The organism is Rhodanobacter sp. B05 (assembly GCF_002001085.1).
Classification (GTDB): Bacteria; Pseudomonadota; Gammaproteobacteria; order Xanthomonadales; family Rhodanobacteraceae; genus Rhodanobacter.
Genome location: NZ_MUNU01000010.1, coordinates 222,879 through 230,676, shown reverse-complemented (window position 1 = coordinate 230,676; position 7,798 = coordinate 222,879). Strand labels below are relative to the sequence as shown.

Below are 7,798 nucleotides of genomic sequence, written 5' to 3'. Positions count from 1 at the left end.
GAGTAGGTCACCGCCAGGGGCTTTATCCAAAAACCCCCACCCGAAACGGTGGGGGTTTTTCTTTTGTGCGGTGGCGACCGTAGGTCGCGACCCGCAACAGGTCACCGCCAGGGGCTTTATCCAAAAAACCTCCACCCGAAACGGTGGGGGTTTTTCTTTTGTGCGGTGGCGACCGTAGGTCGCGACCCGCAACAGGTCACCGCCAGGGGCTTTATCCAAAAACCTCCACCCGAAACGGTGGGGGTTTTTTCTTGGTCGGCGTTGCTGCGGCGATCAAAGATCGCGGGCTGCAACAGGTCATGGCCAGAGTCCAAAGGCACGATTGCGTCAGGGTGGGCTGTCCCCGATCGCCTATGATGGACAGACGCCAAGTCTTCCGACCGGCGCCCGAGGAGCCAACCATTGTTCGTCCACGTCGAAACCCGCCGCCGGCCACGCTGGCACTGGGCAACGCTGCTGATTGTCAGCGTTTGCGTGGTGTGCTTCGTCGGTCTGGCGATGATGCCGGCGCCGCAGAGGATCTTGCTGCTGCAGCAATGGGGGACGGTGCCGGCGAACGTCTTCGACGCGCACGAGGCGCTGCTGCCGCAACTTACCGATCCGGCCTTGCTGCGGTTGTTCACGGCGCTGTTCATCCATGTCACCTGGTTGCATCTGCTGAGCAACCTGCTGTTCCTGGTGATCTTCGGGTTGCCGGGCGAGCGCGCACTGGGCTCCTTGCGGTTTTTGCTGCTGTTCGTGATCGGCGGCATCGTGGCCAACCTGATCGGCGCGTTGTCGCTGGCTGGCGTGCGATTGCCGATCATTGGCTGCAGCGGCGCGGTGTCCGCCGTGGTGGGTACCTATGTCGCGCTGTTCCCGCGCGCCAAACTGGGTCTGGTCTTGCCGCTGGGGCTCTATCTCGAGTTTGTGCGTGTGCCGGCCTTCCTGCTGATCGGCATCTGGGTCTTGCTGCAATTGTTGTTCAGTTACGCCGGACCGAGTTATGGCGCCTATGTCTGGTGGGCTCACATCGGCGGCTTCGTGTTCGGCCTGGGTTTTGCGTTGTTCTCGCGCGAAGCGATCGCCCGCCGCCTGCGTGGTTGACTTGCCTGGTCAGACGGGCTCGGTCCAGGCATGCAGGCGGGCAAACTGGCGCAACAGGCGCCGCGCCACCGGGGTGGCACCCACGGCGTTGAAGATTCGCTCGGGGTCGGCACCCTCGCGACGAAGGTCGGCGCGTTTGCGTCGGATGTAGGCGCGCATCACCTCGGCGTTGAATTCGGGGTGGAACTGCACGCTCACCGCATTTGGACCATAGCGCAAGAGCTGGTGCGGATCGCGCGCGGAGCGGGCGAGGATAGTCGCCCCGGCCGGCGGCTCGAGTACGCTCTGCTCATGCGTCGTGTGCGCGCGGAAACCATCGCGAACGACACGCGTCAGCGGATCGCTTTCCTGCCCCGCTGACAGCTCGATCGGTTGCGTGCCGATCTCGCGCCCGCCCGGCAGGTAGTCGACCCGTCCGCCCAGGGCATGCGCCATCAGTTGATGGCCGTAGCAGACGCCGAACAACGGCAGCCCGGCATCCATCGCATCGCGGATCCAGCCCGCGCTGCGTTCGCTCCAGGGAAGTCGTTCGGTGACCATCGCCGCCGAGCCGGTGATGATCGCGCCGGCGACGGCCTGTGCCGGCGGTAGCGCTTCGCCGGCGGCGACGTCGACCAGTTGCACCCGCTCCCGGCGCAGTCCGGCGACGAGCCGGAACCAGTGCGGAAAATCGCCATGCCGCGCACGGATGGCATCCGGCGCCCGGCCGGTGCGCACGATCAATACAGGTTTCATGCAGGGGTTCCGCGCGGGGTCGGGGTATCGCTAAGGTTGATCATTGTCGAAGCCGTCGATGGGCGGCAACACGGTGAGCACTTCCTGCACCGTGGTCAGCCCGGCGATGACCTGGTCGGCCGCCGAGATGCGCAGCGGGCGCATGCCCTCGGTGAGCGCCGCCTGGCCGAAACCGCTGAGGTCGAGCTGGGCCGAGATCATGCCGCGCAATCGGGTCGACAGCTTCATCATTTCGTAGATGCCGGTGCGACCCAAGAAGCCGGTGTTACGGCACTCCAGGCAGCCCACCGGCCCGAAGACCCGCTCGGGCACCGGCATCGACCAGCCGTGGGTCAGCACGTTCCACGCTTGCGGATCCTGGGTTGTGGGCTGCTTGCAATGCGGGCACAAGGTGCGCACCAAGCGCTGCGCCACCACACCGGTGAGCGTGGACTGGATCAGGTAGTGCGGCACGCCCAGATCGAGCAGGCGGGTGACCGCGCTCGGCGCGTCATTGGTATGCAGGGTCGACAGCACCAGGTGGCCGGTGAGCGAAGCCTGCACCGCCATCTGCGCGGTCTCCAGGTCGCGGATCTCGCCGACCATGATGATGTCGGGATCCTGCCGCAGCAGGGTGCGCACGCCGGCGGCGAAGTCCAGGTCGATCGCCGCATGCACCTGCATCTGGTTGAACTCGGGCGAGACCATCTCGATCGGGTCTTCCACCGTGCATACGTTGAGTTCGGGGGTGGCCAGGTGCTTGAGCGTGGAATACAGCGTGGTGGTCTTGCCTGAGCCGGTCGGGCCGGTGACCAGCACGATGCCGTGCGGCCGCTCGACCATGCTGCGCCAGTTGGCGCCCTCGCTCGCCGAGAAACCCAGCTGGGCGAAGTCTTTCACCACCAGATCCGGATCGAAGATGCGCATCACCACCTTCTCGCCAAACGCGGTGGGCATGTTCGAGATGCGCAGCTCGACCTCGCGGCCGGATGAGGAACGGGTCTTGATGCGGCCATCCTGCGGCCGACGCTTCTCGGCCACGTCCATGCGCGCGAGGATCTTGATGCGCGCGGTCACCGCGGTCATCACCGGTGCCGGCAACTCGAATACCTTCTGCATCACGCCGTCGATGCGAAAGCGGATGTGGCCGGTGTCGCGTCGTGGTTCCAGGTGGATGTCCGAGGCGCGCTGCTCGAACGCGTACTGCAGCAGCCAGTCGACGATGTGCACCACGTGGCGGTCATCGGCGCCGACCTCGCCGCTCTTGCCCAGCTCGACCAGTTGCTCGAAGTTGAGGATCGCCGCGGAACTGTCGCTGCCGGTCTTGGCGTCCTGTGCCAGCTGGATCGAACGCTGGACGCCGTAAAACTCCTGCAGGTAGCGGTTGATGTCGAGCGGGCTGGCGACGACGCGCTTGATGTCTCGGCGCAGCATCTGCGCCAGGTCGGGCGCCCAGCCTTCCTCGAACGGCTCGCAGGTGGCGAACGTCACCTCGCCGACGGTCGCGGCGATCGGCAGGATGCGGTGCCGCTTCGCATACGCCATGCTCACCACCTGGGTGACCGCGGCGACATTGATCTTCATCGGATCGATTTTCAGATACGGCAGCCCGGCGTGGCCGGCCAGCCATTCGGTCAGCGCCTCCAGACTCAGCGGGCGGCCGGGCTCGCGCTGGTTGGTCAGCTTGGCGTTGGCGATCAGCACCAGCGGGTGCAGTTCGACCGTGCTGCGGCCGGCACGCGCACCCATGCGGACATTCTTGGCGTCCTCGGCCGGCACGTAGCCGTCGACCACCAGGGCCGCCAGCACCTCGTCCAGTTCCAGCCGACCACGGCGGCCGAGCAGGGATGCAATTTGTGGTGATGCGGCCATCCGACTGTGTCCTCCCCAAGGCTTTGACGGCCGGGGTTTCCAGCCGCAAAGCACGCTGCAGCTATACTAACGCGCTTTAGCCAAGGTCACGGAAAACCATGTCCGCGCGCACCTTCCAGGATGTGATCCAGACCCTCAACCGCTACTGGGCGGAACAGGGCTGTGTACTGCTGCAGCCGCTCGACACCGAAGTGGGTGCCGGCACTTTCCACCCGGCCACCTTCCTGCGCGCGCTTGGCCCCGAGCCGTGGTCGGCGGCCTATGTGCAGCCATCGCGGCGGCCCACGGACGGTCGCTACGGCGAGAATCCCAATCGCCTGCAGCATTACTACCAGTACCAGGTGGTGATGAAGCCCAACCCCGAGAACATCCTCGAGCTGTACATCGGCTCACTGAAGGAACTGGGCCTCGATCCGCTGGTGCACGATCTGCGCTTCGTCGAGGACAACTGGGAATCGCCGACGCTGGGTGCCTGGGGGCTGGGCTGGGAGGTCTGGCTCAACGGCATGGAGGTCACCCAGTTCACCTATTTCCAGCAGGCCGGCGGACTCGAATGCCGTCCGGTCACCGGCGAAATCACCTATGGCCTGGAACGGCTGGCGATGTACCTGCAAAATGTGGATAACGTTTTTGACCTGACCTGGACCGACGGTCCACGCGGAGTCGTCACCTACGGCGACGTGTTCCTGCAGAACGAAATCGAGCAGAGCACCTACAACTTCGAGCACGCCAACGTGGTCGAACTGCTGCGCTGGTTCGACGTGTGCGAGGGTGAGGCGAACAAGCTGATCGCGGCCAACCTGCCGTTGCCGGCGTACGAGCAGGTGATGAAGGCCAGCCATACCTTCAACCTGCTCGATGCGCGCCGCGCGATCAGCGTCACCGAGCGGCAGCGCTACATCCTGCGCGTGCGCGCGCTGTCGCGCGGCGTTGCCGAGGCGTACGTGGCGCAACGCGAGAAGCTCGGTTTTCCGGGCCTGAAAAACGCCGTTGCCCAAGACCGCCGGGAGCAGGCCGCATGAACGCCGGCAAGTCGTTGTTGATCGAGCTGGGCACCGAGGAACTGCCGCCGAAGGCGCTGGACGAACTGTCCGCCGCCTTCCTGCGTGGTGTCTGCGACGGTCTGGCCAAACGCGGCGTCAGCGCGGGGCTGGATCAGGCCGTGGCTTACGCCTCGCCTCGCCGGCTGGCGGCCTTCGTTCCCGATGTCGCGTCGTCGCAACCGGAGCAGGTGATCGAACGCCGCGGCCCGGCGCTGGCTGCCGCCTTCGATGCCGAAGGCCAGCCGTCCAGGGCGCTGCTCGGCTTTGCGCAATCCTGTGGCGTCGATGTCGGTCAGCTGGAAAAGCTGGAAACCGACAAGGGCGCCTGGTTCGTCTGGCGCACGATCAAGCCGGGTCAGCCGCTGGCCGCGCTGTTGCCGGAAATCATCGACGAAGCGCTGAAGGCACTGCCGATCCCGCGTCCGATGCGCTGGGCCGATCACGACTACAGTTTCGTGCGCCCGGCGCACTGGCTGGTCATCCTGCATGGCGCCGAGATCGTCGATGGCGAAGTGCTCGGCCTGTCCAGTGGCCGCAAGTCGCGCGGCCACCGCTTCATGCATCCGCAGCCGGTGCACGTGGCTGACGCCGATGGTTGGATCGACTCCATGCGCGCCTCGAAGGTGCTGGCCGATCCGGTCGAACGGCGTCAGCGTATCCGTGACGAGATTGCGAAGGTGGCTGCTGGTATCGGCGGCACGCCCCGGCTGGACGATGCACTGCTGGACGAACTGGCCAACCTCACCGAATGGCCGGTCGCGATCGCGTGCACCTTCGAGCAGGCCTTCCTCGACGTACCGCCGGAGGCGCTGGTCACCACCATGGTGGTGAACCAGAAGTTCGTGCCGGTGTTCGACGCCAACGGCAAGCTCACCGAGCATTTCATCGGCATCGCGAACATCCAGAGCAAGGACCCGGCCGAGATCCGCCGCGGCTACGAGCGGGTGATCCGGCCACGTTTCGCCGACGCGAAGTTCTTCTGGGACGAAGACCTGAAGACGCCGCTGGCCAGCTACCAGGAACAGCTGAAGAACGTCACCTATCAGCAAGCCCTCGGCAGCCAGTGGGACAAGAGCGTACGCGTGGCCGAGCTGGCGCGCATCGTCGCCAACCGCGTCGGCGCCGATGCGGCGCAGGCGACGCGCGCGGCCAGCCTGGCCAAGTGCGACCTGTTGACCCGCATGGTTGGCGAGTTCCCCGAACTGCAGGGCGTGATGGGGCGCTATTACGCCAGTCACGACGGCGAGGGCGCGACCGTAGCCGCAGCGTTGGACAGCCACTACCAGCCGCGTTTCGGTGGTGATCGCATTGCCGCCGACAAGCTCGGTCAGGTGCTGGCCGTGGCCGAACGGCTGGATACCCTGGCCGGCATCTTCGCCATCGGCATGAAGCCCGGCGGCAACAAGGATCCGTTTGCACTGCGTCGCGCCGCGCTCGGCCTGGCGCGCACCCTGATCGAAGGTGGCCTGGAGCTGGACCTGCGTGGCAGTTTCATCGAGGCGCTGGAGCTGCTGCCGGACACGGCACTGGCAGCGGGCCTCAAGCCCGGCAAGGACGGCAAGCCACCAAGTCTGCATGCCGGCGCGCGCCGCGCGATCCTGGTCGATGAGCTGGTTGAGTTCGTGCTCGACCGCCTGCGTGGTTACTACGCCGAACAGGGTTTCGAGCACGCGCAGTTCGAGTCGGTGCTGGCGGTGCAGCCGGCGAGCCTGGCGGATTTTGACCGGCGCCTGCGCGCCGTCGTCGAATTCGGCCGCTGCCCGGAGGCGGCCAGCCTGGCGGCTGCCAACAAGCGCGTCGCCAACATCCTGCGCAAGCAGGCCGAAGAAGCCGGCGCGCCGCCGATCGGCCGCGCGGTCGATCCCGCACACTTCGAGGCGGATGCGGAGCGTGAGCTGGCTGACGCATTGACTGCCGCCCGGCGCGACAGCGCCGCGGCGCAGGCCGCCGGTGATTATGCCGCGGTGCTCAGTCGCCTCGCGCAACTGCAGGCGCCGGTGGATGCGTTTTTCGACGGCGTGCTGGTCAACGCCGACGATCCCGCCGTGCGGGCCAACCGGCTGGCCTTGCTCGCCCAGTTGAAAACCCAGTTCAGCACGGTCGCCGACATCGCCCTGCTCTGACGTGGGCGGCGCGGGAAAAAAAAGGCAGCCGCGCGGCTGCCTTTTTTTCGTCGATGAGTGCGGGGATTCAGGCCGTGGTGCGGCTCTTGCGGATGCGATCGGACAGGTGGTGATTGAATGCCATGATCGCACCGGTATCCACGTTGACGCCGCCGGGCCCGAGGATTTCATAGAGTTCGGTGAGCAGGTCGGTGTTCCCGGCCAGGGTCAGCGGACTGTCCGCCAGCTCCAGCTCCGATTGCAACATCTGCATCGCGGTGTTCAAGCGCTGCGGATCCAGACCGTTGACATGGGCGGACAACGGCAACTGGGTGACCGAACCCAGTTTGGTTCGCGGCCGATGGGTGCGCACGACTTCGCTGGTGTACTGATCGTCCTGGAAGTTCGCCGTGGGATCGACCTGGATCGCGCCCTCGCCCGCCACCAGCCACACCAGCGAGATGCCGAGCGTGCGTGCCAGGGTCACGCAGCGCGCGCGGGAGGGATCGGTGTTGCCGTCGCGCCAGCTGCGCACCACGCCCTCGGAGAAACCGCACATGCGGGCGATCTCGGTGGCGCTGCCGACCCGCTGGATCAGCAGACGGATGCGGTCCGCGAAAGTGCCAGCGGTGCTTTGGGAGGACGGCTGCTGCATGCTCATGAGGATGGCCAGGTCAGAAAGGGGAAAAGGGCAAGCCGGATCGCAAGTTATTCCGAGTGGTGGCAAGTGGAATGGTGGTTCCGGTCAGCGCCGCGATATTTTGCGCCCGCTTTCGGTCCCGTGCCAAGTCGATCGACACCGGGCACGCATCCATGCCGCACCGCCATTTGCACCTCATTCAGGAACGCTGGGCAGGCGCGTGCGTTGACATCGGTCACTCTGACATCGCACGGGCCCCAGAGTTTCAGCCTCGTTGCCGGACTTTCTTCCGGCGATATCCTGCTGCTACCGTCAGGCCGGTGTCGCCGCGGCCGCACCGG

6 protein-coding genes are annotated in these 7,798 nt (G+C 65.9%); 3 read left to right on the top strand and 3 right to left on the bottom strand.

The window, feature by feature from the left end:
* Positions 1–402: 402 nt before the first annotated feature.
* On the top strand, positions 403–1,086 hold the full coding sequence (locus B0E47_RS04900; protein ID WP_077512872.1) for a rhomboid family intramembrane serine protease: 684 nt from the start codon (positions 403–405) through the stop codon (positions 1,084–1,086).
* Between the two features lie 9 nt (positions 1,087–1,095).
* Here B0E47_RS04900 and B0E47_RS04895 read toward each other — a convergent pair whose 3' ends face one another.
* Together B0E47_RS04895 and B0E47_RS04890 are read right to left on the bottom strand one after the other, a co-directional pair.
* On the bottom strand, positions 1,096–1,821 hold the full coding sequence (locus B0E47_RS04895) for a glutamine amidotransferase (protein ID WP_077512871.1): 726 nt from the start codon (positions 1,819–1,821) through the stop codon (positions 1,096–1,098).
* Between the two features lie 30 nt (positions 1,822–1,851).
* Positions 1,852–3,672, bottom strand: a complete 1,821-nt coding sequence (locus B0E47_RS04890) for a GspE/PulE family protein (protein ID WP_077512870.1) — start codon at positions 3,670–3,672, stop codon at positions 1,852–1,854.
* A 98-nt stretch (positions 3,673–3,770) separates the two neighbouring features.
* Between B0E47_RS04890 and glyQ the strand changes: the two genes are divergently transcribed.
* Both glyQ and glyS read left to right on the top strand, forming a co-directional pair.
* Positions 3,771–4,694 carry a glycine--tRNA ligase subunit alpha gene (gene glyQ, locus B0E47_RS04885; protein ID WP_077512869.1) on the top strand — a complete coding sequence of 308 codons (924 nt, stop codon included), beginning with the start codon at positions 3,771–3,773 and terminating at the stop codon, positions 4,692–4,694.
* Entirely contained in the window at positions 4,691–6,838 is a 2,148-nt protein-coding gene (gene glyS, locus B0E47_RS04880; RefSeq protein WP_077512868.1) for a glycine--tRNA ligase subunit beta, read from the top strand. Before glyQ ends, glyS begins: the two co-directional genes overlap by 4 nt.
* 67 nt (positions 6,839–6,905) lie before the next feature.
* Here the strand turns inward: glyS and B0E47_RS04875 are convergent, their stop codons facing one another.
* Entirely contained in the window at positions 6,906–7,478 is a 573-nt protein-coding gene (locus tag B0E47_RS04875; RefSeq protein ID WP_077512867.1) for a helix-turn-helix transcriptional regulator, read from the bottom strand.
* Positions 7,479–7,798: the final 320 nt, after the last annotated feature.